Source organism: Streptomyces sp. TAA486 (genome assembly GCF_000426165.1).
The window spans coordinates 32,554-59,356 of the sequence record NZ_AUEV01000012.1 but is presented as its reverse complement, the minus strand read 5'-3'; the positions used below and the strand labels follow the sequence as shown (position 1 = coordinate 59,356).

Sequence of the window (26,803 nt, the reverse complement as noted above, 5' to 3'; positions counted from 1 at the left end):
TCCGCGGCGGACTCCGCTGAAGCCGGACTCGAACATCACGACGGAACCCCCGGGCGCCGCCCGGGGGTTCCGCATGTGTGTGACTGTGCCCGTCACCGGGCCGGCGCCCGGTGCGAGGTCGCACCGGGCGCCTCAGGTGCGTCAGGGAAGCTGGGCACCCGTGGCCTCGAGGGCCGTCGTCACCGGCTGGAAGAAGGTCTCGCCGCCGCCGGAGCAGTCACCGCTGCCGCCGGAGGTCATGCCGAGAGCCTTGTCACCGGCGAAGAGGGAGCCGCCGCTGTCGCCGGGCTCGGCGCAGACGTCGGTCTGGATCAGACCGTTGACGGTGCCCTCGGGGTAGGTGACGGAGGCGTCCACGGCCTTGACCGTGCCTTCGTGTACCTGGGTGGTGCTGCCGCTGCGGGTGACCTGCTGGCCGACCTCGGCCTCGGCCGCGCCCGTGATCTCCTGGGTGCCGCCGTCGTAGAGGTTGACCGAGCTCGGGTGGTCGACCTCGGCGGTGTACGAGGCGATGCCGTAGTCGGCACCCGGGAACTCGCCGTCGCCGCTCTTGGCGATCTCCTGGCCGCCTTCGCTGTCCGACCAGCTGGCGATCGCGGTGGTGCAGTGGCCCGCGGTGAGGAAGGCCGGCTGACCGTCGAGGGTGACGTTGAAGCCGAGCGAGCAGCGGCCGCCGTCACCGTGGATGGCGTCGCCACCCGCGATCTTGGTGGTGTACTTGCCCGCGGTGCGGTTCAGTTCGACCTTGCTGCCCTCGGCCTTGGCCTGCTTCTTCAGCTGAGCGAGCTTGGCGCCCTTGACCGTCCTGTCGGCGGTGATGACGACCTTGTTGGACTTGACGTCCACCATCCGCGCGGTGCCGGCGATGTCCTTCGCGGTGAAGGCGTCCTTGACCGACTTCAGCTGGGACATCGTGTGCTGGACGATCTTCGCCTCGGCACCGGCCGCCTCGACCTGCTTCTTGGCGTCCTGGTCCGTGACGTTGACGACCAGCTTCTTGGCCTTCGCGTCGTAGTACGAACCGGCGTCACCCTTGACGTCCGAGACGAGCGTCGTGGCGAGCTTCGAAGCCGACGCGCTGGTCAGGGTCTTGAGACTCGGCGCGGAGTCTTCCGCGGCGTTCGCTGTCGACAGGGTCACCGATCCGGCCACGAGCGCTGCGACACCCGCACCCGCGATGACCATCTGCCGCTTCGATATCTTCTTCAACTCTGAACCTCCAGTGGGGGGTTGAGGCCGCCCTTGGCGTTTCCCGGGTACGGCCCCGGAGGAAGTACGAACACGCCCTTCGCCGATCGAAGGAAGTCGCGTCCATGCCAACTCGTACCCATGAGTATTACGAGAATCCCTGTTACCGCACAAGGCCGAGTAAGCGTCGTCCCATGAAAAGTCGGACCGTTGCAGGTGGACCGTACACAGCGCAACTCGTCGCGTCGATACCCTGATTGATCGCAAGGGGCGACAATGGCAGATGATGGCCTCAACTGGCACAACAAGCGGACTTGTCCCGTTCTGTCCATCGATTCCCGCTCGATGTACGGGATTTCATCAAGGTCTCAGCAATGGCGGCAGGAAGCGATTTCAGGAATTCCATGCTCCGCGTTCCCGCTTCCGCGTGTTTCCTGCGAATTCCGGCTTGCTGTTCGGCCGCGAACGCCCCGGAAACGATGATCGGCTACGGCGTCCGGCACGCGGATGTTGGGCCCCGCGCACGTCAACAGGCCGCGAACGCACGCAACATGATCCGCAGCCCTTGAGCGACACATGGACGGAGAGTCCGAACACCCCTTCTCCGTCTCCCTGTTGACCCCTCGCACAGTGTTTCGTACGCGTCGGACGGCGGCATCACACATGCGGCAGTTCACCATGGAGTGCGGGGTGACCCGTACCCGTCTTCCCCCCGCCGGCACCCGGTGGGAGGTGCACAACTTGCACACCGTCACCACGCGTGCCCCACAGGTTCCTTGACCCGGCACCATAGGTTCTGCACCAGTACCGTCACGAAACCCGTACTGGGCAGGTATCCACTTGGCGCAACATCCGCATCATGGACGACCATAGAGATGCGGACTCCCGGGGGGGAGCTGCTCGATGTGACTGCGGACGGACCGCGCAGAGGAGAGGAGGCGTCCATGGGATCGGTGCGCAAGGCGAGTGCCTGGCTGGGCCTCGTCGACGACAGCGAAATGCGTTACTACGACGACGACTACGCCGAGGGGCCGGAGCCCGGTGACGCCGCTCAGGAGTCCTGGGTCACGGACCCGCGGATCCGGGTGACGGCGGAGGCCGCTCAGGACCAGGGCACCCGGATCGCGACCGTGACACCCGACGGCTTCCGCGATGCGCGCGGGATCGGCGAACTGTTCCGGGACGGCGTGCCCGTCATCATCAACCTGACCATGATGGAGTCCGCGGACGCCAAGCGCGTCGTGGACTTCGCCGCCGGCCTCACCTTCGGGCTGCGCGGGTCCATCGAACGTGTGGCGACGCGGGTGTTCCTGCTGACGCCCGACGACTACAAGATCGTCGGCAGCGAGAACCGCCGCGCCGCGGAGGGCGGCTTCTTCAACCAGAGCTGATCCGGGCCGACGGCGAAGTCACCGCTCTCCCCCGGCATTCGACGCCGACGGCGGCAGGGCCGCACCTTCCGTGCGCCCGGCGGCCGGCCGCGCCCGTCAGGGCCGTGTGATCCCGCTCGGCAGAAGATCGCTGCCGTCGCCCTGCTTCTGCTCATGGCCGCGTCCGTTCCCGTTCCCGGGCCCATTCCCGCCGGGGGATCCCTTCCCGTTCCCGTTACCGGAACCAGCCGACGGCGCATGGGGAACCGCACCGGCCCGCTCCTGACTCCTGTCGGCTTGGCGCGGCAGCCGACCGCTCACGGACGCGGGTGCGCGACGGTCGCCGCCGCCCTCGGCCACTGCGGGCGCCTCGTCCCGTCCGTCCTGGTCGGCCCGCTCGCTGCCCTTCGGGCTCCCGGACTCCTCCTCGCCCGCTGCGGTGCCGTCCGCGGCGGTCTGCTCGTCCGCACCCCCGGGAGCACCGTCGTCCATGGAACGCGGCAGCCTCAGTGCTGCCAGAGCGCCGAGGAGCAGCAGTCCCGCACTGGCGATCAGCGTGACGTGCATGCCGTGGACGAACGCCTCGCGCGCCGCCGAGCGGAGCGCGTCCCCGGCGGAGCCGCCCACCTGGGCCGCGATGCCGTACGCCTCCCCGAGCGAGTGGCTCGCGTCGCCCTTCGCGGCGGCGGAGACGCCGGGCACGTCCCGGACGCCCGGCGCGTACGCCGCGTTCATCACGCTGCCGAGCACGGCGATGCCCATGCCGGCCCCCAGCTGGTACGCCGTCTCGCCGACCGCGGCGGCACCGCCCGAGCGGGCGGCGGGCGCTTCGTTGAGCATGGACTCGTAACAGCCGAAGAGCGTGGTCTCCAGACCGAAGCCCAGCAGCACGAACCCCCCGACGAGCAGCACAGGCCGGTCCTCCTGGCCCAGGCCCGTCAGGCAGATCACGGCAACGATGGTGAGCAGGAAACCCAGCCCGACCATGCACCGCGGGCCCAGCAGCCGCAGCAGCCGGGAGCCCACGAGTCCGGCGGCGATGGCCGCCAGCGAGAGCGGCAGCAGCCGCAGACCTGTCTGCAACGGCGAGAAGCCGAGCACCAGCTGCAGGTACTGGGCGGCGATCAGCGCGAGACCCACGAGGGCGAGCACCGTGAGCACGATGCACCCCACGGCGGTGCCGAAGGCGCGACGCGCGACCGTACGGACGTCGATGAGCGGGTACGTGCGCCGCCGCTGCCTCCGCACGAAGACCCCGAGCAGCACCAGACCCGCCATCAGCGGCACGATCGTGCCCGGCGAGAAGGGGTGGCCGCCGCCCGCGTGCTTGACGCCCAAGATGAGGCCGAAGAGGCCGCCCGCAGCCACGACGGCGCCGAGGACGTCCCAGGGCCCCCTGCGGTCGCCGGTGGACTCGGGCAGCAGCCAGCGCCCCACGATGAGGCCGGCGGCCATCAACGGAAGATTGACGAGGAAGACCGAGCCCCACCAGAAGTGCTCGAGCAGCAGCCCTCCGACGAGGGGGCCGACCGCGGCTCCGACCGCGGCGACGGCGCTCCAGATGCCGATCGCGAGGGCCCGCTCACGGCGGTCGGGGAACACGTGGCGCAGTATCGAGAGCGTCGCGGGCATGATCATCGCGCCGCCGACGCCCAGCAGGGCGCGTGCTCCGATGAGCATGCCCGGTGTCTGTGCGTAAGCGGCCAGGGCCGAGGCCGCGGCGAAGAAGGCGTAGCCGAAGAGCAGCACCCGGCGCCGCCCGGTCCGGTCGCCGAGCGTGCCGAACATGATCAGCAGGGACGCGCAGACCAGTGGATAGGCGTCCACGATCCACAGCAGTTCGAGGGAGCCGGGTCGCAGCTGCTCGGAGACGGCCGGGACCGCGACGTGCAGCACGGTGGCGTCGATGGCGACCAGAAGCAGACTGGCGCAGAGGACGACGAGCACCGTCCACCGGTTGGCAGGTGCTGCCTCACCGGAGACGCGGCGGGCAGCCGTGTGCGCGGGAACGTCAGACGCCTCGCCGGCTGATCCGGCCGGGGTCGTCCGGGACATCTGCGCACCTCCTCTCGCGCTCGCCCTTCGCAGGGTGGGGGATCACCGGGCCTGCTGCGGACGGTTGCCCCGGAGGGGACGGAACACACAGGGCGGCCCGGAAACAGAAGGGCGAGTGGCATGTCAGGGTACGCGAGTCTGCCGGACGCTCGCGTGGCGCATCTCACCTACCGTCCGACCTGCACCGCACCCGCACGTCGGCCCGCACGTCCCCCCACCTCCGGGCGGCGCGTCCCCTGCCGCGGGTCCCAGGGCGTCAACTCCGCGGCCCCGCAGGGGAATCCGGATGGAAAAGAGGAACCGAATTCCTCACCGACCGCTGGTGAACAGAAATTCCGGGGCGTGTTGGCCGTCCGCACTCGCAACGGCATCCGGAATGCGGTGTCTAAACCCCGGATAAGCTGCGGGAATTCACCACCACAAAGGACTCGGTGAGACACACTCCACATCACATCGTTGTCACGAACCCCCGTCACGTGTGCGGCCACCTCTCACAGCCGTTGTAACGTCGACTGGGTGCGTACCGACCGACTACTCGCCCGGCTGGAACAAGAGCCCGAGCGACCGAGCAACCGCGAAGTCCCGCGGATGAGCCGAACACGCAAGCTGTTGTTCGGCGCTACTTCGGTGCTCTATGCGGTGATTGTCGTCGCCGTGCTGGTCCGGGCAGATCTGGTACGGCTCGACTGGCAGGTGATGCTCTTCCGGCCCTACAAGCAGTGGCCGCAAGTGCACGAGTTCCTCGACTACTTCGTCGTCCTGGGCCAGCGCGGCCCGACCGCAGTCCTCGTCGCGGCGTGGCTGGGCTGGCGCTCATGGCGGCAGCGCACGCTGCGTCCGCTGCTGGTACTGGGCGCCGCGCTCCTGGCCCTCAACGCCACGGTCGGCGCCGTGAAAATCGGCCTCGGCAGACTCGGGCCGCACTATGCGACCACCGTCGGATCCGCCGAACTCTTCGCCGACGGCGATATATTTCCCTCGGGTCACACCGCCAACGCCGTTGTGACCTGGGGCATTCTGGCGTATCTGGCCACCACGCCCCGGGCCCGCCGGGTGCTGTCCGTCGTTGCCGCGAACTTCGCCCTCGGGGTCGGCGCCACCACCGTCTACCTCGGTACGCACTGGGTGAGCGACGTCCTGCTCGGCTGGGTGGCCGGACTGCTGATCCTGCTCGCGCTGCCGTGGGCCGAGCCCGTCATCGCGTGGGCCGAGGACCGCATCCAGGCCTGGAGGGACCGTGGACGCGCCACGCTCCCGGGCCGCCGCCTGGTGCCCTCGCCGCTCTCCCCCGTCACACGGCAGTCCCTGCTGCCCTCGGGCAGGGCTCGGCCGGCTGAGGAGATGACGGCGCAGGACGAGGCCCACGGCGAGACGGCGGTCATCGGCGGCCGCGCGCCCGCCTCGTCCTCGTCGGGGACGGGCATCGGCGCGGCCAGGCTCTACCACGCGCCGGGCCGTCAGCACCCGCTGCGCGCGGAGCGGGCGCCGGTCAGCCCGCAGCCTCCCGTCCGCCCCTTCCCGGACCGCTCACAGCCGCGCACAGCGCGTCTGGGACCCGGGGGCAAGTAGCCGGAAAGCCGAGCGGCCCCGGCGCCCTGTCAGGGGCGCCGGGGCCGCTCGCTGTCTGTCGGCCGTCCGGCGCGAACGGTGCGCCCGACCGGCCCGCCTTCGGCATCGCTCGTGGCAGCCGGATCACGGGCCCGGGCCGTGGGGGGCTCAGCCCTTCCAGCAGCGCACGACGTTGCCCGTGTCCTTCTCGACGGCGAAGTTCAGCCGCCCGCTCAGGTACTCCATGGTGATGATCGCGTCCGGCGGCAGGGAGCGCACAGTGGTCCAGCCGCGTGCGTATGCCTGCGCCTCGGCCGCCTCCGCTGTGAGTCCCACGTAGGTCTCGGGGTCGTCCTGCGGGTTGTCCTGGGCTGCGGATTCCGGTGCCATGCCGCCACCGTACCGCCGGAAGTCCGGGCCGTATCGTCAGCTCGTCACACTCTTGTCACAAGGGCCGCCGTCCGCTTCACCGTTCACCGTGTCACTCGTAGGTGGTCACTTCGCCAACCCGCATTCCGCTCTTCGGCGCACACGGAATCGTCCGCGGGAATTCTCCGGCGGACACGTCGTCAGGAATTGCGAGGCTCCGCAAATTCACCATGTGGCCGCGATCCGGTAACGCTCCGGAGGCGTCCCGAACTTGTGCGTCGCAACCGCTTGCACAATTCCGGCGTAACGAGCCTTCCCGCCCCGCTCCTCTCGATGGACTCGAGCCGTGAAGGAAGAAGAGGAAGGGTCGGAAGAGAAGGGGAACGGAGCGCAGAAGGGGAAGAGACTTCAGCTTCCGCCCAGAGCACCGTCCAGCCTGTCCCGCAGCAGTCTGACCTGCGAGAACAGCCCTTCTGGAGCGCGTACTTCGAAGTCGAACCCGAGCATCAGGATGTACGGAAGGATCACTTCCAGCGACGGCCCACCGGTACGGAGCAGACAGTTGTGCTCGTCGACCGCCTCCAGGGTCCCCGTCGACAGCGTCACCACCTCGGCCGCACGCTCGATCGGTACCCGCAGCAGCACCGTCACCTGCTCCGCGTAGGCCCTGACCGCCACGCCTTCGGACACCCATGCCGCCAGGTCCTCGGCCGGCGGTGTGCGGGGGGCGAAGAGGGAGCCGTGTGGGGGTGTGAGCGTGATGCGGTCGACCCTGAAGGTGCGCCAGTCCTGCCGCTCCGTGTCCCAGCCGACCAGATACCAGCGCCTGTACGTGCTGACCAGCCGGTGCGGTTCGACGATGCGGCGGGTGGTGGTGCCCTCGTGTGTCTCGTAGGAGAAGCGGAGCTGCTGGTGATCGCGGCAGGCGTGAGCGAGTTCGGTGATGACTTCCGGTTCGGCCGCGGGCCCCTGATACGCCCGCGTCATGGGGACGGTGTAGGCGTTCAGTGCGTTCACCCGGCGCCGCAGCCGGTGCGGCAGCACCTGTTCGAGCTTGGCCAGCGCCCGGGCGGAGGACTCTTCGATGCCCTGTACTCCGCCGCCCGCGGCGCCCCGCAGACCGACGGCGACGGCCACGGCCTCCTCGTCGTCGAGCAGAAGCGGAGGCAGTTGGGCTCCGGCGCCCAGTTGGTAACCACCCGCGGTCCCGGTGCTCGAGTGCACGGGATAGCCCAGGCCGCGTAGCCGGTCCACGTCCCGGCGGACGGTTCGGGGAGTGACGCCGAGGCGCTCGGCGAGCTCGGAGCCCGACCACTCGCGCGGGGACTGCAGAAGGGACAGCAGGCGGAGCAGCCGTGCGGAGGTCTCGACCATGCACATGAGTCTGCCACCTGTTGCGGACACGTTCTGTCCGCAACAGGTGGCAGCCCCGGGAGTGCTCTGCAGGTCGTGGCCGAGGTCGTGCGCGCGGCCACGTCCGGATCGCTACCAGCGATACCAGCGGGCCCTCGTCCCCCCGGCATTGGTGCTGCGCAGCAGGAAGCCGAGCAGCCAGATCACCAGGACCGCCACGGCGATCCACCACAGAGCCTTGAGTGCGAAACCGGCGCCGAAAAGTATCAACGCCAGAAGCAGCACGAGCAGAATGGGAACCATTCGCTTAACACCTCCTGGCGCAACGGGTGCCCCCCTCACGGGTTTTACACCGGCCCTCCGCAACTCACCTGTACGGACAGGTCGTTGTCGTGCGTGTAGTAGGGCCTGACGGAACGGGGTTCACCGTCCGGGCCGGTCACACGCTGCGGCGGATAGCTGAAGATCTGCCCCTTGTCCGGCACGTCGTCCAATATCCGGGCGAGCCGGACCGGCTCCTCACCGGCCGAGGGGCGTACCCACAGGTCCCACACCCGGTGCTCGGACGAGACGGCCTTCAGGGGCAGTCGGGCGGTGAAGCCTGCCGCGTGGTCCGCGCGGTCGACGCTCCCCCCGTCCGGGTCGCCGGGTTCCGCCCCGTCCAGGAACAGGGAAACGCTCACGGGATCCTGAACCCCGCGGGGATACGCCTCGAGGCGGGCGGTGGTGGAGAGCCGGGCGCCGTACAGCCTCCCCTGCAGCACCACGCAGCCGTCCGAGACGCACAGCGGGCCCGCCTCGGCGTGCGGCCAGCGCAGCCACGAACGGACCGTGAGATTCCCGTACTTGGTGGCGTACGGGATCCGGACGCCCAGCCAGGTGCGGCCCTGGCGCGGCACGCGGCCGATCAGTGACCGCAGGTCGTGCACGCCGGGCAGCAGCCTGCGCGGCTCCCCGCCGTCGAGAGCGACATACGCGTCCCAGCGCCCTTCGGGAAGGCTCATGATGCTGGGCAGCACGGCACGGAGCGTTCCCTCGGTCTCCGCCGGCCCCAGCGGCAACCGGACGGTGTCCTCGGGGCCTTCGCCGCCCCGCAGGCGGAGCAGGAGCGCGGCATCACCCGACGGGGAGACCGCGGCCGTGGCCCGGCCGTCGGTCAGCCGTACGTCGAAGGTGAGCCCTCCCGCGCTGTCGGCCGTGCAGTCGGCGCGCGGACGCACGATCGCGGGCGGAGCGCCGGGCGCCAGGGAATGCACCGACTCGTCGTGGCGGCCGTTCCCCGGAGCCGTCCCGTTCCTGTCCGCCCCGCGTGTTCTGCCGGACCTCTGTGCCTTCTCGGCACGTCCCGCCCGTCCTGTGCGCGCCCTTCGTCCCGTCCTCGTGGCCCTTCCGGCGGGAGCCGGCGGTGTGCCCGCGGGCGAGGCTCCCGCAGCAGCCGCGGCCGGGAGGGCGGTTCCCATGGCTCCGGGTGTGCCGGCGGCGTACGTGCTCATGCGCGTCCTCCTTGCAGTGCGAGCCCCGCGACCTTGAGGGCGTCCTTGGCCGCGTAGGCGCCGCCGAGCAGCACTCCGCGTGCCCTGTGCAGCGCACCGCCGCGGCGGTTGACGAGAGCGGTCATCAAGTCTTCGTAGCGTGCGCCCACTTGGGCCGGGTCGAAGCGGGCGGACGAGGTGAGCGCGGCCCGCCCCATCCTCTGCCGCAACGCGTCGTCGTTCATGAGTCGCAGCAGGGCACCGGAGATCGACGGCACGTCGCCCACGGGGGCCAGGAACCCGTCGACACCGTCGCGGATGATCTCGCCCGGTCCATGGGGGCAGTCGGTGGCCACGACCGGCAGCCCGCAGCGCATGGCCTCGACGATGGTCATGCCGAACGACTCAAGGCTCGAAGTCACCGCACCGATCGCGCCCTTGGCCCACTCGGCCTCGATGGGATGTGCCGGGCCCATCAGGAACACGTGGTTGTACAGGCCGAGTTCGTCGATCAAGGAGCGCAGCCGGTCACGCTCGCGCCCGGAACCGTAGATGCGCAGCCCCCAGTCCGGGCGCTCGACGACGGCTTCGCCGAACGCACGTATCAGCACGTCGTATCGCTTGGCGGGGGCGAGCCGTCCGGCGGCAACGACCCACTTGCCCGTGCCGTCGGAGGGCCTGACGTCGGGCGCGGGCACGCTGTTGGGCAGGGCCTGGATCCGTACGCCGGGGAGCCGCATGATGCGGCGGTAGTCACGGGCGTCGGCCTCGGTGACCGTGGTGACCGCGTCCAGCCGTGGATAGGTGGCGCGGAGCATCAGCTTCAGACGCGCCGAGTGCGTGGAGAGCGTGAGGTGTTCCTGTCCCAGACGAGCCGGACCGCGGCGGGTCTGACGGGCTATCTGCGCGTTGAGCCCTGGCCGCGTGCCGACGACGACGTCCGCCATGGTGCTGCCCAGATGCTCGCCGATCCGGCGGTCGGTCAGCGCGCTGTACTGCGGATGCCGGCCGTCGCCGCGTGGGAACTTCCGCGTCGGCAGGGCGTGTTCGGGATCGTCGCCCTCGTAGCCGGGGCTGTGCCGGCGCATGTCGACCAGAGACCGCAGGCGCACGCGCGGACCCGGGTCGAAGAAGGGCTTGTCCCGGTAACGGAAGACCGAGACGACCTCCACGTCGTGCTGTTCGGCAAGCGTCCGCGCCAGATTGAACGTGGTGCGGATGGTTCCCCCCATGCCGTACCCGCTGTTGATCAAAAACGAGATGTGCATTGCCCCGACTCCTACATATGTAGAGCGTTCGTTCCCCCAACTACTCATCGGTCACTTGCTAGACGGGCCCGGGATGGCGATGGTTGGACGCAATAGGGTTTTGTTCCAGAAGAGTTCCGACATTGTGAAGAAGATCCTGGAACCTGATCGGCAGGTGCGGCGTTCCCTGCTCTACGCCGGTTCATCGGCGGCGGTTTGATTACGCGTCCGATCGCGCGTGACCGGGACCACGGCTCCCCCGTTGTTCATACGGACAAGAACCGAACGCCCAGGGAGCCCCCGTGTCCCCCATGCTCGATGTCAGCGACGACGTACGCGCCGAGATCGGCGACGATGAAGCCAACAGGCTGCTCACGGGCGACAACGCCCCGGGCAGCTACGACTGCACCTCGTGCCGCGCTCCGGGCGACACGGGCCAAATCCCCACCAGCACAGTCCTGTTCGTGGGCGAGGAAACCGCGGTGCTCGCGTTCGCGCACGCCACGTGCGTCCCGTCGCAGGTGGTAAAGGTCTCCGAGGAGGAGGTCCAGGGCGCCGTCCGCACGATCACCGCCGACGCCGCGGCGGCCTCCCACGCAGCGCCGCCGGCGGCCTCGCACACCGCTCCGCCGGCACCCTCCGTACCCGCACCGGCGCCCGGGTCCATGTCCCCGCCGCCACCACCGGCACCGGGCGCATACGCAGCCCCGCAGACGCCCCAGTACAGCCCCTCCTACGCCCAGGCTCCCGCACCCGGCCCGGTTCACCCGGGCGCCGGACGGCCGGCCCCGGAGCGCGCCGTGCTCGGCGTCACCTGCGGGCAGGTCCTGATCAACGACACTCTGCACGCGGCCGTCGTCGTCGAACCGACGGCCCGCATCGCCCGCCCCGGATCCGACGGACGCGGCGACGACTTCCTGCCGCTCCTGGTCGAACAGGGCTTCCTGCCCGTCACGGGTCTCACCCAGACCCCGGCTCCGGTGCCGGGCTGGTCCGTCCTCGTCGCGATGGGCCAGTTGCACGCGATCCTGCAGCCGCCCACGGGAGCAAGTCTCCAGCAGAACATCTGGTGGCAGGCGCACGAGGCGCTGCCGGTCACCGACGGATGGCGCACCGCCGCGAACCAGAGCAACTCGGTTCTCGTCTACGCCGCTCCCGTCGGCTCCATCGGGCAGCAGCCACGTGAGGACCTGCTGCGCGAGGCACTGGTGCAGGCCGCGGCCCAGGGCGTCCTCGTCGCCGCGGCCATGCCGCTCGCCGGATCCTGACGGAGGCGGGGCGACCCGTTCCGTGTGTACGGCTTCGCACGTACGGACCACAGCCCACCGCTGCGAACAGGTCATTCGTCGCGCCGCCCCGCATCCGCGGGGCGGCGCCGTCGTTGGCCCAGACGTGCAACCTTACGAACCTTCCCGAGCTCCCCGTCCCTACAGAGGCCCCGGCCTCGGCATCCCCGCCATGCGGACCGGCCACGATTCGCGAGCGAACAGCGCCTCCGCCACGCCCATTTACGACGCGCTGTACGCGGAGTACAGCAGGCTCTTCCGCACACTGCCCGGCGACCGGACCGGAGAGGAAGAGCTGCGCTTCGAGGGATTCGGCACGGTGCACGGCACCGGCAGTTGGGGCAGCGAAGGCTGGCAGCACGACTCACTGCCGCGACGCAGCACCCGCGTACCGGCGGCGCTGCCACCAGGTCCGCGGGACGGCCAGGCCTACTGATCCGGCCACGGCCCGAGAAACCGGGCCGGGGCCGTAGTCCCACGACCCCGGCTCCCGGGCTCCGGCTCCCGGCCGCTGCCCGTCCGCTACTTCTTCTTGCCGCGCTTCTCCCGCACCCTCACCGAGATGTGGATCGGCGTCCCTTCGAACCCGAACTCCTCGCGTAGCCGGCGCTCCACGAAGCGGCGGTAGCCCGCCTCCAGAAAGCCCGAGGCGAACAGCACGAACCGCGGCGGCCGAGTACCCGCCTGCGTCCCGAAGAGGATGCGGGGCTGCTTGCCGCCGCGTACCGGGTGGGGGTGGGAGGCGACGATCTCGCCGAGGAACGAGTTCAGCTTCCCCGTCGGCACCCGCGTCTCCCAGCCCCCCAGGGCCGTCTCGATCGCGGGCACCAGCTTCTCCATGTGCCGCCCGGTGCGGGCGGAGATGTTCACACGCGGCGCCCAGCGGACCTGGACCAGGTCCCGCTCGATCTCCCGCTCCAGGTAGAAGCGGCGCTCCTCGTCGAGGTTGTCCCACTTGTTGTACGCGATGACGAGGGCGCGCCCCGCCTCCACCGCCATGGTGATGATGCGCAGGTCCTGCACGCTGATCGCCTCGGTCACATCGATCAGTACGACCGCGACCTCGGCCTTCTCCAGCGCGGCCGCGGTGCGCAGCGAGGCGTAGTAGTCGGCGCCCTCCTGGAGGTGGACACGGCGGCGGATGCCGGCGGTGTCGACGAACATCCAGTTCTTTCCGGCCAGTTCGATCAGCTCATCCACCGGGTCGCGCGTGGTGCCGGCGGTCGCGTCGACGACGACGCGGTCCTCCTTGGCGACCTTGTTCAGCAGCGAGGACTTGCCGACGTTCGGACGGCCGATGAGCGCGACCCGGCGCGGGCCGCCGGTCCCGACGCCGCCGAAGGTCTGCTCGGGCGCCTCCGGCAGTGCGTCCAGCACCTTGTCGAGCAGGTCGCCCGTGCCGCGCCCGTGCAGCGCCGAGACCGGGTGAGGCTCGCCGAGGCCCAGCCCCCACAGAAAGGTCGCGTCGGCCTCTCCGGTCGGGCCGTCGACCTTGTTCGCGCAGAGCACCACGGGCTTTCCGGCCTTGCGCAACATCCGCACGACGGCCTCGTCGGTGTCCGTCGCGCCGACCTGGGCGTCCACGACGAGCACCACCGCGTCCGCCGCCTCGACGGCGAACTCCGCCTGGGCGGCGACCGTGGCCTCCATGCCGAGAACGTCCTGCTCCCAGCCGCCGGTGTCCACGATCTTGAAGCGGCGGCCGGCCCACTCGGCCTCGTACGTCACGCGGTCGCGGGTCACGCCGGGACGGTCCTCCACGACTGCTTCGCGCCTGCCGAGGATCCGGTTCACCAGGGTCGACTTGCCGACGTTGGGGCGGCCGATGACGGCCAGCACCGGGAGCGGGCCGTGCGAGGCCTCCTCCAGCGCGCCCTCAACTTCTTCGGCGTCGAAGCCCTCTTCGGCCGCGAGCTCCATGAACCGGTCGAACTCGGCGTCGCCGAGCTCACCGTGGTCATGCCCGGGCTCGTAAACGCCGTGCTGTTCCTTCTCGTCCATGCGGTCTCGTCCTCGTCGTTCATGTTCAGGTGGTCTGCCGTTGTGCGGGGCGCTCCGCACAACGGCTACTGCAAGTCTGCCGGGCCGCGGCGGCCGGATGTCCTGTCGCCGTACGAGGTGCCCGTACGGGCGGCAGCGCGCGATGCCCGTTCACGGCGGGCGCCGTCAGCGCTCCGTGCGGCGCCTCGCTTCCGCGAGGTGGTCCGTGAGCCGGCGCTGGATCCGCACAGTGGCCTCGTCCAGCGCCGCCCGTGTACGCCTGCCGCTGCCGTCGCCCGCCTCGAACGGGTCGCCGAAGACGACGTCGATGCGGCTGCGCAGGGCCGGGAGGGCCTTGACGAGCCGGCCCTGCCGGTCGTTGCTGCCGAGCACCGCGACCGGGACGACCGGCGCACCCGAGCGTACGGCGAAGTAGGCCAGCCCCGAACGCAGGGAGGCGAAGTCCCCCTCGCCTCGGGTGCCTTCGGGAAAGATGCCCATCACCCCTCCGCGCTCCAGGACTCCCAGGGCTCCGAGGACCGCGGCACGGTCCGTGCTGCCTCGGTCGACCGGGATCTGTGAGATGCCGCGGAGGAACGAGCCGAGAGGGCCTTTGAACATCTCCTGCTTGATGAGGAAGTGCACAGGGCGCGGAGCCGTGCCCATCAGCATCGGGCCGTCTATGAAGTGCGAGTGGTTGACGGCCAGGATCGCGGGCCCGCTCGGCGGTACGTGCTCCGCGCCCAGAACGCGCGGACGCCACAGACCGTGCATCACGCCCAGGCCGATCCGGCGCCCCACCGCCGCCCCTCGCGTACCGGGCGCGGAGCCGGTCGATGTCACTTGGAGATCTGCCCCGCCTTCTCATCGGAACCGTCGGCGGCCCGGCCGGAACCGCTGCTCCGGCCGTTCTCGCCGTCACGGCCCCGCTTCGCGGAGACGGCCTTCTCGACCAGCGTCACGACGCACTCGACGACCTGCTCCAGCGTGAGCGGGGTGGTGTCCACCTCGACCGCGTCGTCCGCCATCTTCAGCGGCGACGTCTTGCGGCCGCTGTCGGCAGCGTCCCGCTTGATCAGCGCCTCGCGGGTGGCCGAGAGGTCCGTGGCCTCCTTGCCCTTCAGCTCCCCGCTGCGGCGGGAGGCCCGGGCCTCGGGCGAGGCGGTGAGGAAGATCTTGAGATCCGCGTCGGGGAGGACGGTCGTGCCGATGTCCCGCCCCTCGACGACGATGCCGCCCGTGGCCTCGGCGGCGATGGAACGCTGCAGCGCGGTGATGACGGCTCGCACCTCGGGAACGGCACTGACGGCGCTGACCGCCGAGGTGACCTCCTTGGTACGGATCGGGCCGGAGGCGTCCGTCCCGTCGACGGAGATCGTGGGGCTGGCCGGGTCGGTACCGGAGACGATCACGGGCTCTTCGGCCGCCGCCGCGATCGCCGCCGGGTCGTCCACGGGAACGCCGTTGGTCAGCATCCACCAGGTGACCGCCCTGTACTGGGCGCCCGTGTCCAGGTAACTGAGGCCGAGCGCCGCCGCGACCGCCTTGGAGGTGCTGGACTTGCCCGTGCCGGAGGGGCCGTCGATGGCGACAATCACTGCAGACACGCTGTGGGGGACCTTTCTCGAACACGGGCAGGGCGGGCGGGGCCGTGCCGTACCGGCCCGGGCACCAGGCTACCGGCTCGGCGAAGGGCTCATTCCCGCCGCCCTCGCACGGCCCCAGCCCCTTCCGGCCCGTCCCCGCAAGGCCCGGACGGCCGCGTTCACTGCTGCCGGAGGGCCCAGCCCCGCTCCCGCAGCGCCGCTTCCAGCACCGATGCGGCGCCGGGCTCGACCATCAGCTGCACATGGCCGGCCTGCTGTCCCGTCGCGTGCTCGATCCGCACGTCCTCGATGTTGACGCCGACGGCCCCGGCGTCCGCGAAGATCCGTGCCAGCTCTCCCGGCCGGTCACTGATGAGGACCGCCACGGTCCGGTAGGCGGCCGGTGCCTGGCCGTGCTTGCCCGGCACCCGGGCGCGGCCGGAGTTGCCGCGACGCAGCACGCTCTCGATGCCGGTGACACCGCCGCCCCGCTTCTCCTCGTCGGCCGAGCCGAGCGCACGCAGCGACCGAACGGCCTCGTCGAGGTCGCTCGCAACGTCGGCGAGGATGTCCGCCACGGGGCCGGGGTTGGCCGAGAGGATCTCCACCCACATCCCGGGGTCGGAGGCGGCGATGCGGGTGACGTCCCGGATGCCCTGACCGCACAGGCGTACGGCCGTCTCGTCCGCGGTCTCCAGACGGGCCGCGATCATGCTGGAGAGCAGCTGCGGAGTGTGAGAGACCAGCGCGACGGCCCGGTCGTGCGCATCGGCGTCCATGACGACGGGGACGGCGCCGCACAGCGCGATCAGTTCCAGCGCGAGGTTGAGCACCTCGGTGTCGGTCTCGCCCGTGGGTGTGAGCACCCAGGGCCGGCCCTCGAAGAGGTCGGCGGTGGCGGCGAGCGGACCGTTCTGTTCCCGGCCCGACATGGGGTGGCTGCCCAGGTAACTGACGAGGTCGCCGCCCAGTTCGACGACCTCACGGCGGGGCCCGCCCTTGACGCTGGCCACGTCGATGCAGCCGCGGGCGAGACCGCGGCGCTGCACGTCGGTGAGGACGCGGGCCACGTGCGCCGGCGGCACGGCCACGATCGCGAGGTCGACCGGCTCCTCGGGCTCGTCCTCCGTACCGGCGCCGAGGGCCGTCGCCGTGCGGACGCGCTCCGGGTCGACATCACTCAGGTGCACCCGCACGCCGCGTCCGGTGAGGGCGAGCGCCGCGGAGGTGCCGATGAGACCTGTGCCGACGACGAGAGCTGTACGCATTACTGGGCGATGTCCTTGCGGAGTTCTGCTGCGGCCCCGAGGTAGACGTGGTTGATCTGCGACTTGGGCAGGTCCGACTCCACGTGCGCCATCACGCGCACCACGCGGGGCATGGCCCCGGCGATGTCGAGTTCCTGTGCGCAGATCAGCGGCACGTCCACGATTCCGAGCTTACGTGCGCCTGCCGCCGGAAAGTCGCTGTACAGGTCGGGGGTGGCCGTGAACCAGACACTTATGAGGTCGTCCGCGGTGAGGCCGTTGCGCTCGAGGACGCTGGTCATCAGCGCGGAGACCTGATCGTGCATGTGGCCCGATTCGTCCCGCTCCAGCTGTACGGCTCCCCGTACTGCTCGTACCGCCACGCCTTCCCCGCTCCCTGCCGCTCCGTGCCGCCGTGCTGCTTGGTGCCTTCTGTGGCCGGATGTCCGTGCCGACCGCACAGCGTAGATCGGCACGGGGAACCGGCGTCCGGGCGGACCGAACACTGAGACGCCGGCTCCCGCGACGTGACTGCGGAGGCTGAGGTCTAGAGACCGACCTCGTTCATCAGCATGCCGACCTCGGTGTTCGTCATGCGGCGCAGCCATCCGGACTTCTGGTCACCCAGCGCGATGGGCCCGAAGCGCGTGCGCACGAGCCGTTCGACGGGGAAGCCCGCCTCCGCGAGCATGCGGCGCACGATGTGCTTGCGGCCCTCGTGCAGGGAGACCTCCACCAGGTAGTTCTTGCCGGTGTTCTCCACGACCCGGAAGTGGTCGGCACGCGCGTAGCCGTCGTCCAGCCTGATGCCGTCCTTCAGACGCTTGCCGAGGTCGCGCGGCAGAGGGCCCTGGATCGCGGCGAGATAGGTCTTCTTCACGCCGTAGCGGGGGTGGGTGAGCCGGTGGGCCAGCTCACCGTGGTTGGTGAGGAGTATGAGGCCCTCGGTCTCGGTGTCGAGGCGCCCGACGTGGAAGAGACGTGTCTCCCGGTTCTGGACGTAGTCCCCCAGGCACTGGCGCCCCTCCGGGTCCTCCATAGACGCGACCACGCCCGAAGGCTTGTTGAGCGCGAAGAAGACCTGCGACTGGGAGGCGATGGTCAGACCGTCGACCTTGATCTCGTCCTTGTCGGGGTCCACGCGGACGCCCTGTTCGACGACGATGCTGCCGTTGACCTCGACCCTGGCCCGCTCGATCAGCTCCTCGCAGGCACGGCGCGAGCCCATGCCGGCACGGGCCAGTACTTTCTGCAGCCGCTCACCCTCCTGCTCACCGAAGGTCTTCGGCAGCTTCCGGGCGGGCCCGGTGTGGCGGGCGCGGTTGCGCTCCTCGACCTGCGCCTCGTACTCACGCGGGCGCGAGGGCGCGGAGGCGTTGCGAGCGCGGGCCTTGGGGGCGCCACTGCCGGTGACCTTGCGCGGGCCGCTCTTGGCGGCGTTCTTCGCCGCGACGCTCCTCGCCGCCGCTCCTCGGGCCGTGGGGCTCTTGGGGCCGCCCTTCGCCCCACTCTTGGCGCCGCCGCTACCGGCAGCGGACGCCTTCTTCCCTGCAGCCTTCGGGGTGCTCCTCGAAGGGGTCTGCGCGGATTTCCGTGCGGGCTTGCCGCCGCCGCCCTGCTTGGCGCCGCCGCCCGCGGACCGCTCCTCGCCCTTGCCGTAGCGGCGCTCCTCCGGGCGCGGACGGTCCGTCCGCTTCTGCCTGGCTCCGCCCCCTCCGGCTGCGCGGGGGGACTGCTTGCCGCCCGAGCCCCTGTTCTTACGGTTGCCGCCGGTGTTGCCGCTGCTTCGCATCAGTGTTCCGTCTGCGTTCTGTCGTGGACTTCGTCGCCGCTGTCATCTACGTCGAACGACGGCATGCCCTCCTGTGAGTCCCCCTCGACGGCGTCCGCCTCGGGAAGGAAGGGCGCCAACTCCGGGAGCTCGTCCAGGCCACGAAGGCCCAGCCGCTCCAGGAAGTAATGCGTCGTCGTGTACAGGATCGCACCTGTCTCGGGTTCCGCGCCCGACTCCTCGACCAGCCCCCGCTGCAGGAGGGTGCGCATGACGCCGTCGCAGTTGACTCCGCGCACGGCGGAGACCCTGGACCGGCTCACGGGCTGGCGGTAGGCGACGACGGCCAGCGTCTCCAGCGCCGCCTGCGTCAGCCGCGCCTGCTGCCCGTCGAGCACGAAGCTCTCGACGGCCTCGGAGTATTCGGCCCGCGTGTAGAAGCGCCATCCCTCCGCGACCAGACGCAGTTCGAAGCCCCGGTGCTGACGGTCGTATTCGTCGGCCAGTTCACGCAGTGCGTCCGAGATCTCGCGGCGCCGCCGCTGCAGCACCTTCGCCAGGTGCTCCTCAGTGGCCGGCTCGTCGACGACCATGAGGACGGCTTCCAGGGCGGGCTTCAGTTCGAGTGCCGCGACTCCGTCGATGTCGTCGGGATCACCGGCGTCCGGGTCGTCGGGGTCCGGCCCCTCCGCGTCCGCGTGCGCCTCGCTGTTGCCGGCCTCCGCGGCCGCCTCCGCCGCGAGCACCGGCTCGTCCGCCGCTTCCGCCCCCGCTTCCTGGATCTCGTACGTCTCCTCGCTCATGGCTGCATCTCCTCCTCGGACGCGGACTCCTGCCGGGGCTCCCGCTCCTCGTCCTGCCGTCCGGATTCCTCCTCGACCACAGACTCCTGCCGGGGCTCCCCCTCCCCGTCCTGCCGTCCGGATTCCTCCTCGACCACAGACTCCTGCCGGGACTCCCGATCGTCGTCCTGCCGTCCGGGTTCCTCCTCGACCACAGACTCCTGCCGGGACTCCCGATCGTCGTCCTGCTGTCCGGGTTCCTGGTCGAACTCGTCCGTCACCAGGGGCTCCTTGCCCTCCTCGCCGCTCCAGCGGACGGTGAGCGCCCCGAGTGCCTCCTCCTGCTCGAGAGACACGGCCCGCTCACGGAAGAGTTCCAGCAGGGCGAGGAAGCGGGCGACGACCGTCAGTGTGTCCGGGGCGTCCTGCGTGAGCCGCTGGAAGGTGACCTCGCCCAGCTCCCGCAGCAGGGCCACAACGACCTCGGCCTGCTCGCGCACGCTCACCAGGGGTGCGTGGATGTGCTCGACGTACACCTGCGGCTTCGGCTTCGGCTGCATCGCCTTCACCGCGAGGCGTGCGAAGCCCTCGGGGCCGATGCTGATGGCCACTTCGGGCAGCAGCTCCGCGTGGTGCGGCTCGAGACCGACCGTACGGGGGTGGCGGTGCGCCTCCTGCGCCATGCGTCCGGCGAAGATCCCGGCGATCTCCTTGTACGCGCGGTACTGGAGCAGCCGCGCGAAGAGCAGGTCGCGGGCCTCCAGGAGCGCGAGGTCCGCCTCGTCCTCGACCTCGGCGGTGGGCAGCAGCCTCGCGGCCTTCAGATCGAGCAACGTCGAGGCGACGACGAGGAATTCGGTGGTCTGGTCGAGGTCCCAGTCGGGGCCCATGGCGTGGATGTAGGTCATGAACTCGTCGGTGACCTTGGAGAGAGCGACCTCCGTGACATCCAGCTTGTGCTTGGAGATCAGCTGCAGAAGGAGGTCGAAGGGGCCCTCGAAGTTGTCCAGGACGACCTTGAAGCGCCCGTCGTCGGGCTGTTCATCGTCCTGCTTCCGCTGTCCGTCCGGGACGACCGGCGCTGGGTCCTCGCCGCTGGGGGTGGCGGCACCGGAGTCCGTGCCGGACTCCTGCTCCTGCTCCTGCTCCTCCACGGGCTCCGGCTCGGACTCGGTTCCTGCCTCCGGACCCGGCGCAGGCTCCGGCACCGGTTCCGCGTCAGGCACCGGTTCCGCGTCAGGCACGGGGGCCGATTCGGGTACGGGGGCCGCTTCTGGTGCGGTCTCGCGCTCCGGTACGGACTCAGCTTCCGGTGCGGGATCGGGCTCCGCTACGGGATCGGGCTCCCGTACGAACTCCTGCGGCGGTTCGGACCCGGACTCCGGTACGGGCCCGTCCGCGGGCTCAGGTCTGGGCTCGGCCGGCCACTCCTCGACGGGTTCCGACTCCCACCCGGGGTGCCCCACGCCCGAAGAAGGCGACGTCGTACCGGGCCCACGCCCGAGAGAGCGACGGGCGGAGCGAGGCGTCGTGTGGGCGTTGTCGTCAGGACTGGGCATCGCGGGGCAGCGTACTGGGGAGGAGCCGGTCAGGGCGTTCCGGCTCACTCATGTGCCCGCGCTTTCGGATGAGGTGACGCACAGGAATGTTTCAGCGCCCCCGCAGCCGCCGTACGAGGATGCTCGCGTCCCCGCGGGATTCCAGGTCGGCCAGCACGACGGCCACGGCCTCGCGCACGATGCGGCCGCGGTCCACGGCCAGGCCGTGTTCACCGCGCAGCACGAGGCGCGCGTGCTCCAGGTCCATCAGTTCCTCGGCGGAGACGTAGACGGTGATCTTCTCGTCGTGCCGCTCGCGGCCGCTCGGGCGCCTGTTGGCACCGCGCCCGCCGCCGCGCCGTGGCGAACCGGCCGCCTGCTGACGGCTCCTGGGCTCCGCGGCACGCGGACTCTTCGGCTGCTGCGGTGACTTCGCGGGGCTGCCGGCCGGAGCCGCCTGCCCCGTCCGCCGGGACGGGATCTGCGCGTCCGAGTCCGCCCGGCCGCCTCCGCCCGAGGCAGCCTGCGACGTGCCCTGGCCGGGCACCGAAGGGCGCGGAACGGACCGGCCCTCCTGGCCTTCGCCGCCCTCACGTCCCGAGTGCTCGCCGCCGCCCGCGGTGGCCGGGCCACCGCCCGGCGCCGCTCCGGCCTCGCCGGCGGAGTCGTCAGCCTCCCCCGCGGCGCTGTGCTCGCTCTGCCCGCCGTCCTCGGTCCGGCCTCCGGCGTCACCGTCCTCCGTGGCCTCCGTGGCGCCCGTGGAGTCCTGTTCGCCAACCGGTGCCGGAACGCGGGTGGTGGACGGTGCGCTCTTGCCGGACGGCTCCTCACCGTTGGCGTGGTTCTGGTTCGCGGGGGACGACGGCTGGACCGCTGAGCCCCCGGTCGTACGGAACAGTTCGTCAGCTGCAGGAAGACTCACTCGGCGTGGCACCGGGCGAGCACCTCCCTGGCGAGCTGGCGATACGCGGCTGCACCGACGGAGTTGGAGGCGTACGTCGTGATCGGTTCACCCGCGACGGTCGTCTCCGGGAAGCGGACGGTCCGCCCGATGACCGTGTGGTAGACGTTGTCGTCGAATGCCTCGACCACACGCGCCAGAACCTCGCGGCTGTGCACCGTTCGCGAGTCGTACATCGTCGCCAGGATGCCGTCGAGCTCCAGCTCCGGGTTGAGCCGCTCCTGCACCTTCTCGATCGTCTCGGTGAGCAGCGCGACACCGCGCAGCGCGAAGAACTCGCACTCCAGCGGAACGATCACCTTGTGCGCCGCCGTGAGCGCGTTCACGGTGAGCAGACCGAGCGAGGGCTGGCAGTCGATGACGATGAAGTCGTAGTCGTTCATCAGGGGTTGGAGGGCGCGCTGCAGCGTCGACTCGCGGGCGACCTCGCTGACGAGCTGAACTTCGGCCGCCGAGAGGTCGATGTTGCTCGGCAGCAGGTCCATTCCCGCCACGGCCGTCTTCAGCAGCACCTCGTCGGGTGCCAGGCCGCGCTCCATCAGGAGGTTGTAGACCGTGAGTTCGAGCTCCATCGGGTTCACGCCGAGCCCCACCGACAGCGCCCCCTGAGGGTCGAAGTCGACGAGCAGCACGCGCCGTCCGTACTCCGCGAGCGCCGCGCCCAGGTTGATGGCGGAGGTCGTCTTGCCGACGCCGCCCTTCTGGTTGCACATCGCGATGATCTTCGCCGGGCCCGGTTCGTTGACCGGGCCGGGGATCGGGAAGTACGGAAGCGGGCGCCCGGTCGGGCCGATCCTCTCGCGGCGCTGCCTTGCGGCGTCGGGCGCGAGGGTGGCCGCGTACTCGGGGTCGGGTTCGTATTCCGCGTCCGGGTCGTAGAAATGCCCTTCGGGCAGCTCGCCGTAGGGGACGCGGTGCGGGTCACTGTAGTCGGCGAGTTCGGCGGACTCGTCGCCCGCCGAGTTGCCGGCCATGGCGTTCACTTGGCGGCCGTCCATGCTCTGTTGGGCTGTCGTGGTCGGTGATGCGTTCTGGTGGGCGGCGAAGGTGCGGACAGCGACGGAGCCGACATCCTCGGACCCCGAGGACCCCTGGACCCGCGCAGGTGCTCCTGGTTGACCACCCCCGGGAGAAAGTGTCGACTCATTCACAAGTCGTCCTACCTCCTTGGTGACCAGGAAACTTCTAGACAGATCAGCGTGACACCATGCCGATGATTGGCGACTCTATGGCGTGTCGGCCGTTCGCAGCAACACAATCCACCGGAGACGGCACGATGTGTCGAGCTGCGAACACTTCGATGTCAAGGGGCAATGCGGCTCACGGAACCCCTCCGGGAGGGCCGCGGAGCGGCCCGGAGACCCGCGAACGGGGCGGTCCGGGCCCGTGGTTGAGCGGTTGTCACCACCCCGGAAAGACGTCACCGGCCCCGCCGTCGCGGTGACGGAAGCAGGGCCGGTGACATCCGGTGACATGCCCTCAGTGGCAGGTCGGCGGCATTGACTTGCGCTGTTGACGTGCTGAATCAGCCGAGCAGCGTGCCGAGTTCGCGGCTGCCGAGACCGTGCGCCTCGGCGACGGGTCCGTAGAAGACCTCCCCGTCATGGACGTTGAGCCCCTTGGCCAGGGTCGCATCCTGCCGAAGGGCGTTCCTCCAGCCGCAGTTGGCCAGCTCGACGATGTAGGGAAGCGTCGCGTTGGTCAGCGCGTACGTCGACGTGCTGGGCACTGCGCCCGGCATGTTCGCGACGCAGTAGAAGACCGACTCGTGCACCTGGAAGGTCGGTTCGGCGTGCGTGGTCGGCCGGGCGTCCTCGAAGCAGCCACCCTGGTCGATCGCGATGTCGACAAGAACACTTCCCGGCTTCATGCGGGAGACCAGCTCGTTGCTCACCAGCTTCGGCGCCTTCGCGCCCGGGATCAGCACCGCGCCGACGACCAGGTCCGCCTCGAGGACGGCACGCTCCAGCTCGTAGGCGTTGGAGGCGACCGTGCGCACCTTGGTGCCGAAGATCCGGTCGGCCTCGCGGAGCTTGTTGACGTCCTTGTCGAGGAGCGTGACGTGGAAGCCCAGCCCGATGGCGATCTGCGTGGCGTTCCAGCCGGAGACGCCGCCGCCGATGACGACGGCACGCCCGGCCTGCACACCCGGCACGCCGCCGGGCAGCACACCGCGCCCGCCGGCGGAACGCATCAGGTGGTACGCGCCGACCTGTGGGGCGATGCGGCCGGCGACCTCGGACATCGGGGCGAGCAGCGGCAGTGCGCGGTTGCTCGTCTCGACCGTCTCGTAGGCGATGGCCGTGGTGCCGGAGTCCAGGAGCGCGTCCGTGCACTCCTTGGAGGCGGCGAGGTGGAGATAGGTGAAGAGCGTCTGGTCCTTGCGCAGCCGCCCGTACTCCTCGGCAACCGGCTCCTTGACCTTCAGCAGCATGTCGGCGGTGGCCCAGACCTCGTCGGCGGAGCCCAGGATGGTGGCTCCGGCAGCGACGTACTCCTCGTCCGGGATGGAGGAGCCGAGTCCGGCCCCACGCTCCACCGTGACCTGGTGTCCGTTGCGTACGAGTTCGTGCGCCCCGGCCGGGGTGATGGCCACGCGGAACTCGTTGTTCTTGACCTCGCGGGGGATGCCGACCTTCACGTCGATCACGGTCCTTGACTTCGGGTTGTCGGAAGCGCCCGCACCTGTGGGTGCGGGAGCATCCGTGGCGCACATCCCGATACGGCAGCACATAGGAGGTATATACCGGCTTGTCGCGTGGACGGCCACGGCCCCGCCAGTCTAATGAAGGATCGCGCGCTGTCCAGCCTTACAAACAAGGAATCTTTCCAGCTCTGGCTATTGGTTTCTTAGGTCTACTCCACGTGGACCGTCAGGTTGTGCGAATCCAGCAGCTCATCGGCCGCGCGGCGGTGCTTTCTGCCCGCCCGTACGTCCCCCGTCCGGTCGCAGGCGTCGGCGAGCCTGAGCAGCAGGGCCGCCCGCAGCCGCACGTCATCCTCTTCCTGCGCGACCTGGATTGCCTGACGGCACACACGCACCGTCTCCTGCGGACGTCCGGCGCGCTCATGGACCCTCGCGAGTTCCGCCAGCGCACGGGCGTGGGCGCCCGCGTCGCCCAGCCTCCGGAAGTTCGCCGCCGCCGCACGCCACTCGCGCAGCGCCTCCCCGAAGCGCCCTCCGGCGGTGTGCACGGCGCCCAGCCGTCCGTGGAGCCGGGCCGCGGCTGCGAGGGATTCGCGGGTCTGATGGTGGACGAGGGCGCGTCCGTACCAGTCGGCCGCGCGCTCCAGATCGCCCATGTCCTCGTAGGTGGAGCCGATGGACTCCAGGGCGCGAGCCGCCGCGGGATGGTCCTGCGTGCCGCGTGCATCACGGCCGTTGCCGTTCTCGCGGACCGTGCGCTCCCGGCCGCCGCCCTCGTTCCCGTCACCGTCGCGCGCCGCCTCCAGTGCTGCCCGGTAGCGCTGGAGGGCCCGGGAGTGGCGGCCCGTGCGGGCGTCCAGGTCTCCGAGGTTGAGCAGCGCCGCGGCCCGCTCCCGCTGCAGGGCAGCACGTTCGGCGACGTCCAGCACCAGCTCGTGCAGCCGGTACAGCTCCGGCGCCGCCTCCTCGGGCGAGCGGTGCGCGTCGAAGGCGCGCGCCAGCGCGGAGATCAGCCGCCGCGCGAGGCCGTCAAGCCTTCCGCCGCCCTCCGCCACGGCGAGCCGGGCCGCGGCGAGTATCGCGGGACGCCGGGCCTCCAGCCAATCGCGTGCCTCGCGGCGCGTGGCGAAGCGGACAGTGCGCGGCAGGAACGCGAGCCTCTTGCGGGCCTCGGAACCATCCGGCTCGGTGACGGCATGGCAGGCCCGCAGTTGCCGTACCGTCCGCTCGAGCATCCGCGCGCGGGCGAACACCGTCTCGTCAGGGCCTTCGTGCACCGCGAGCTCGGCGCGCAGCAGCGGGTCCAGGCAGCGCGGCACCGCGTAACAGCCCGGCGCGAGGGCACTGGTGCGCAGCAGCCCGAGCCGCAGGAACTCCTCGAGGATCTGGCGGGCGGCAGCCACAGGGCAGCCCGACAGCGACGAGGCCGTGTGAGCGTCGACGAGGCCCTCCGGGGCGAGAGCGAGCATGCGTAGCACGCGGGCCGGGGTCTTGGTCAGGGAGTCGGCGACGAGCCGGAAGGCACGCTCCAGCGGGTCGGCCTGCGGGAGTTGGCCGAGTTGTTTCGCGGCGTCGGCCACCGAGAGCTTCGGCCGTGCGGCGAGCCATCCGCCCGCCAGGACGAGGGCGGCGGGGAGGTATCCGCAGGCCTCGGCGACGAGTTCGGCGCTGCGCGGATCGACGGTCGTCCGGTGCGGGGCGCCGGCCCGTGAGGCGAGGAGCGACACGGCGGCGTCGCCGTTCAGCCCTCCGACGGTGCAGGGCCGCACGTCCGGCACCCCGGTCAGCGGCCCGGCCGCGACGGCGACGACGAGGCAGTCACGGGTGTCGGGAAGCAGGTCGAGCACCTGCTCGGGCAGAGTCACGTCGTCCAGGAGCAGCAACACCTTCCGGCGCCCCAGCTCCGTCCGGAGCGTCTCTGTCAGCTCGTCCTCGTCGGCTCCGGCCGGGACGGGGTCGGGGCCGAGGGCGGCCAGCAGGTCGCGCGCCGTGCGTTCCGTGGGTACGGGGGTGCCGCCCGGTTCGGTGAGGCGTGCCCGCAGGATCCCGTCGGCGAACGTGCTCGCCGCCTGCCGCGCGAAGGCCTCCGCAAGCGCCGTTCGGCCGGAACCCGGTCTGCCCGCGACGAGCAGCACACGGCTGTGCGGCGAGGGACGTCCGGACAGCGTGTGCAGGCCCGCTTTCTCCATGTCGGCCCGCATTTGCGCGAGTTCGTCGTCGCGTCCGGTGAAGTGGCCTGCGGGTGCGGGGACCGCGGCTCTCCCGGCCGCTCCGGCGCCGTCGCGCGGGGCACCGCCGGCTGCGTCGTCCGTGCCTGCGGGCTGCACCGCCTGATCCGTCACGGGCCACGCTCCCGTCCACCTGCGTCTGCGCGTACGACCCCCGTCGCAGCAGCGACCGGGA

At 70.7% G+C, this 26,803-nt stretch carries 23 protein-coding genes; 4 read left to right on the top strand and 19 right to left on the bottom strand.

The genetic code is table 11. The features are described 5' to 3' along the window. Positions 1 to 141: 141 nt before the first annotated feature. The gene (locus tag I004_RS0116300; protein WP_028436376.1) at positions 142 to 1,185 is read right to left on the bottom strand and encodes an alpha-lytic protease prodomain-containing protein; all 1,044 of its coding nucleotides are present in this window, start codon (positions 1,183 to 1,185) and stop codon (positions 142 to 144) included. A 947-nt stretch (positions 1,186 to 2,132) separates the two neighbouring features. On the opposite strand from I004_RS0116300, the gene I004_RS0116295 reads away from it, so the two are divergent. Beyond that, positions 2,133 to 2,579 (top strand): cell division protein SepF, encoded by a 447-nt coding sequence (locus I004_RS0116295; protein ID WP_028436375.1) that lies wholly within the window; start codon positions 2,133 to 2,135, stop codon positions 2,577 to 2,579. Between the two features lie 96 nt (positions 2,580 to 2,675). Here I004_RS0116295 and I004_RS34285 read toward each other — a convergent pair whose 3' ends face one another. Next, on the bottom strand, positions 2,676 to 4,613 hold the full coding sequence (locus I004_RS34285) for an MFS transporter (RefSeq protein WP_078511296.1): 1,938 nt from the start codon (positions 4,611 to 4,613) through the stop codon (positions 2,676 to 2,678). 516 nt (positions 4,614 to 5,129) lie between these two features. Here I004_RS34285 and I004_RS0116285 point away from each other — a divergent pair. Then, positions 5,130 to 6,182 (top strand): phosphatase PAP2 family protein, encoded by a 1,053-nt coding sequence (locus tag I004_RS0116285; RefSeq protein WP_028436374.1) that lies wholly within the window; start codon positions 5,130 to 5,132, stop codon positions 6,180 to 6,182. A gap of 147 nt (positions 6,183 to 6,329) precedes the next feature. On the opposite strand, the gene I004_RS0116280 is transcribed toward I004_RS0116285, so the two are convergent. From I004_RS0116280 to I004_RS0116260, 5 genes are all read right to left on the bottom strand, one after another. Further along, entirely contained in the window at positions 6,330 to 6,551 is a 222-nt protein-coding gene (locus I004_RS0116280) for a hypothetical protein (protein WP_028436373.1), read from the bottom strand. Positions 6,552 to 6,938: 387 nt separating this feature from the next. Further along, positions 6,939 to 7,904 (bottom strand): helix-turn-helix transcriptional regulator, encoded by a 966-nt coding sequence (locus I004_RS0116275; protein WP_028436372.1) that lies wholly within the window; start codon positions 7,902 to 7,904, stop codon positions 6,939 to 6,941. A gap of 111 nt (positions 7,905 to 8,015) precedes the next feature. Then, a complete protein-coding gene (locus I004_RS0116270) occupies positions 8,016 to 8,186 on the bottom strand; it encodes a hypothetical protein (protein ID WP_028436371.1) in 171 nt (56 codons plus the stop codon). Between the two features lie 44 nt (positions 8,187 to 8,230). Continuing rightward, complete coding sequence (locus I004_RS0116265) at positions 8,231 to 9,376, bottom strand: hypothetical protein (protein ID WP_486580039.1); 1,146 nt, start codon at positions 9,374 to 9,376, stop codon at positions 8,231 to 8,233. Continuing rightward, on the bottom strand, positions 9,373 to 10,623 hold the full coding sequence (locus I004_RS0116260; RefSeq protein ID WP_028436369.1) for a glycosyltransferase family 4 protein: 1,251 nt from the start codon (positions 10,621 to 10,623) through the stop codon (positions 9,373 to 9,375). The genes I004_RS0116265 and I004_RS0116260 overlap by 4 nt, the downstream gene beginning before the upstream one ends. A 290-nt stretch (positions 10,624 to 10,913) precedes the next feature. Here I004_RS0116260 and I004_RS0116255 point away from each other — a divergent pair, with 290 nt between their 5' ends. After that, entirely contained in the window at positions 10,914 to 11,870 is a 957-nt protein-coding gene (locus I004_RS0116255; protein ID WP_028436368.1) for a hypothetical protein, read from the top strand. Positions 11,871 to 12,060: 190 nt separating this feature from the next. Further along, positions 12,061 to 12,324 (top strand): hypothetical protein, encoded by a 264-nt coding sequence (locus I004_RS0116250; protein ID WP_028436367.1) that lies wholly within the window; start codon positions 12,061 to 12,063, stop codon positions 12,322 to 12,324. 86 nt (positions 12,325 to 12,410) lie between these two features. Here I004_RS0116250 and der read toward each other — a convergent pair whose 3' ends face one another. The 12 genes from der to I004_RS0116190 form a co-directional block, all read right to left on the bottom strand. Continuing rightward, complete coding sequence (gene der, locus I004_RS0116245; RefSeq protein WP_028436366.1) at positions 12,411 to 13,889, bottom strand: ribosome biogenesis GTPase Der; 1,479 nt, start codon at positions 13,887 to 13,889, stop codon at positions 12,411 to 12,413. 165 nt (positions 13,890 to 14,054) lie between these two features. Beyond that, positions 14,055 to 14,711, bottom strand: a complete 657-nt coding sequence (locus I004_RS0116240) for a lysophospholipid acyltransferase family protein (RefSeq protein ID WP_028436365.1) — start codon at positions 14,709 to 14,711, stop codon at positions 14,055 to 14,057. Next, positions 14,708 to 15,475 (bottom strand): (d)CMP kinase, encoded by a 768-nt coding sequence (cmk, locus tag I004_RS34280; protein ID WP_106965366.1) that lies wholly within the window; start codon positions 15,473 to 15,475, stop codon positions 14,708 to 14,710. The genes I004_RS0116240 and cmk overlap by 4 nt, the downstream gene beginning before the upstream one ends. A 158-nt stretch (positions 15,476 to 15,633) precedes the next feature. Next, positions 15,634 to 16,722 (bottom strand): prephenate dehydrogenase, encoded by a 1,089-nt coding sequence (locus I004_RS0116230; protein ID WP_028436364.1) that lies wholly within the window; start codon positions 16,720 to 16,722, stop codon positions 15,634 to 15,636. Then, positions 16,722 to 17,084 (bottom strand): chorismate mutase, encoded by a 363-nt coding sequence (gene aroH, locus I004_RS0116225; RefSeq protein WP_028436363.1) that lies wholly within the window; start codon positions 17,082 to 17,084, stop codon positions 16,722 to 16,724. The genes I004_RS0116230 and aroH overlap by 1 nt, the downstream gene beginning before the upstream one ends. A 164-nt stretch (positions 17,085 to 17,248) precedes the next feature. Next, entirely contained in the window at positions 17,249 to 18,493 is a 1,245-nt protein-coding gene (locus tag I004_RS0116220; RefSeq protein WP_028436362.1) for a pseudouridine synthase, read from the bottom strand. Continuing rightward, positions 18,493 to 19,275: an SMC-Scp complex subunit ScpB gene (scpB, locus tag I004_RS0116215; protein ID WP_028436361.1), complete on the bottom strand. Its 783-nt coding sequence runs from the start codon at positions 19,273 to 19,275 to the stop codon at positions 18,493 to 18,495. The genes I004_RS0116220 and scpB overlap by 1 nt, the downstream gene beginning before the upstream one ends. Beyond that, positions 19,272 to 20,813 (bottom strand): segregation/condensation protein A, encoded by a 1,542-nt coding sequence (locus I004_RS34275; protein WP_078511292.1) that lies wholly within the window; start codon positions 20,811 to 20,813, stop codon positions 19,272 to 19,274. Before I004_RS34275 ends, scpB begins: the two co-directional genes overlap by 4 nt. Before the next feature lie 91 nt (positions 20,814 to 20,904). Continuing rightward, positions 20,905 to 21,714 (bottom strand): hypothetical protein, encoded by an 810-nt coding sequence (locus I004_RS0116205; protein ID WP_028436360.1) that lies wholly within the window; start codon positions 21,712 to 21,714, stop codon positions 20,905 to 20,907. Further along, complete coding sequence (locus I004_RS0116200) at positions 21,711 to 22,904, bottom strand: ParA family protein (protein ID WP_078511290.1); 1,194 nt, start codon at positions 22,902 to 22,904, stop codon at positions 21,711 to 21,713. Before I004_RS0116200 ends, I004_RS0116205 begins: the two co-directional genes overlap by 4 nt. A 374-nt stretch (positions 22,905 to 23,278) precedes the next feature. Then, positions 23,279 to 24,394, bottom strand: a complete 1,116-nt coding sequence (ald, locus tag I004_RS0116195; RefSeq protein ID WP_028436358.1) for an alanine dehydrogenase — start codon at positions 24,392 to 24,394, stop codon at positions 23,279 to 23,281. 215 nt (positions 24,395 to 24,609) lie between these two features. Further along, on the bottom strand, positions 24,610 to 26,742 hold the full coding sequence (locus I004_RS0116190; protein WP_028436357.1) for a tetratricopeptide repeat protein: 2,133 nt from the start codon (positions 26,740 to 26,742) through the stop codon (positions 24,610 to 24,612). Positions 26,743 to 26,803: the final 61 nt, after the last annotated feature.